The following is a 1,915-nucleotide window of genomic DNA, read 5'->3' on the forward strand; positions in this document are numbered from 1 at the left end:
TTCACTGGAGAGGTACATGAAAGAGTTCAACAGGATGATTAATGAATTAACAAGGCAGGTGAAGGCGCTGCTTGGTTTCTGACTCCCATGCACTATAAACGGTATTGAACCAACACCCTAAATAATCACAATTCATCGAGCATTTTGAACCAAATAATGGGATAATCTTTTGGTAAAATTTAAAAATGCTTATGCAAGGGTCTAGTTGTGGTGGTTAGATCGAGAATAACACTGGTGGTCTCAATAGCGTTTGTGTTGGTGATGGTGACTGTGCTGGCACTACCCGCCCTGGGCATGGTTGAGCAATATAAGGTTATACTGAATCTACTCAATGGTCAGCAGTATTTTGTGCGTCATGTCTTTCAGGGCAATAATAATGGTGTACCGACTAATCAATGGCCTGTTTATTATGGGCCGTCGAGTGCCAGCCAGTATTGGGCTGAGGGTGGTATTAGTAGTGATCAGCCTGTTCTCGAGCTTGTGCCTCCACAGCAGTCCACATCCGGTGCGATGTTTTGGCGTGAGCATTATGGTGGTGGTAATATAACAATAACCCTTATAGGTACATACTCCAATGGGTCATCAATTCCAGCCGATGGTTTTGTGGTATACCTATTCCTAAAGCCAACAATGTGGAGGGTGAGCCCGAAGTACAACTACTCAATACCATACTTAATAATTTATAGTGCGGAGGCCTCGGCACCGTTTGAGGGTGAGGTGTTGTTGCCCCAGAGCTCGACGCCATACCTCGTTATTCAGTGGGATCCTGAGTATGAGCCTGGTAGTTTTAGTGTTAATAGTTTCTCCCACAGTGTTACTGCCCAGTGGAATGTGTGGATTGTGAGCAATATAAACAATGTTAGTCTGAGTGTTGGCCCGTACCCATCACCAACACTTGGAAGCCTCTTCGCAGGTTGGGTCATGGTTGGTACGGGCTTTGTAGATCCAAAACCGGGTGATTTGATTAACATGACCGTGACATACGATCCAGTAACAAACACACTCACAGGCATTGTTACAGACCTAAGCACAGGACAATCGGCAAACTTCACACTGAGCCTAGGCAGTTACTGGACACCACCGAGGAGTGGCAACTACGTGTTTGGCATTGGGTCAGCCACAGGAAGCTCCTACGCAAACTGGGCACTAATATACGCGGCAGTGGCCCAAACACACAGGTAAGTACTGCAGCTAATGAAATAATTAAAATTAACAATATTTTTCATTTTCCACTAATAACTCAACCCCCTTTTAAACCCATTACTCACTAGGTCTATGAGTGATGCAATATCGAAGCTAAGGAGGCTTGGTTTTGGTGGTAACGATAATCAACAACAGGTTAATCAAGCCCAATCGGTGAGTGACCAAGGCAGTGCGCCTCAACTGCCTAGCCAGCCCGTTACCTCTAGGCTTGATAGGCTTGTTCCGGCTGGTAGCCCTAGGTTCATGGCTATGCTTGCCGAGCTCGATTCGCTTAGCGAGATAGAGAGGGCTATTGTGGCGAGTAGGTTGGTTAAGAGGGACGACCCAATACTCGAGCTTAAGCCCGAGGATTGGGTAAGCCTAATCAGGGAGAGGATTGGTGACGTGTTTGCTGACGCCTTCGAGAGGTGGCTTAGGGCGAGGTGCAGGCAATGAGGAGCGATAAGAAGCTGAGCAAACTGGACAAAATCGACGACAACCTTCCCAAGGTTGTTGCGAGGCTCAAGCAGCGTAAGGTGAGCATTGAGGTTAAACCACTCGTTGATCATAAATCCATCAAGCAGTGGAGCGGCAAGTGCGTTGAGCCCCTAAGAGCCGTCTGCGAGAAGGTGCTGACTGAGCTCTACATGCATTTCACGCCGGCTTCAGTAAACAACCTACTCAATGAGGCTGTGCAGAGGGACCTTAGGCTCGAAATCGCGCTAGCCTTGGC

At 47.5% G+C, this 1,915-nt stretch carries 2 protein-coding genes and 1 pseudogene; all 3 read left to right on the forward strand.

Features of this window, described 5'->3' with window-relative positions; genetic code table 11:
- The first annotated feature begins 207 nt into the window (after nt 1-207).
- The 3 genes and pseudogenes from AT710_09690 to AT710_09700 all read left to right on the forward strand — a co-directional run bounded on the left by AT710_09690 (nt 208) and on the right by AT710_09700 (nt 1,915).
- Nucleotides 208-1,182, forward strand: coding sequence for a hypothetical protein (locus tag AT710_09690; GenBank protein ID KUO89956.1), 975 nt, complete (start codon nt 208-210; stop codon nt 1,180-1,182).
- A gap of 93 nt (nt 1,183-1,275) precedes the next feature.
- Nucleotides 1,276-1,638, forward strand: coding sequence for a hypothetical protein (locus tag AT710_09695; GenBank protein KUO89957.1), 363 nt, complete (start codon nt 1,276-1,278; stop codon nt 1,636-1,638).
- Nucleotides 1,635-1,915: pseudogene (locus tag AT710_09700) on the forward strand. Before AT710_09695 ends, AT710_09700 begins: the two are co-directional and overlap by 4 nt.

The organism is Thermocladium sp. ECH_B (assembly GCA_001516585.1).
Lineage (GTDB): Archaea > Thermoproteota > Thermoprotei > Thermoproteales > Thermocladiaceae > Thermocladium.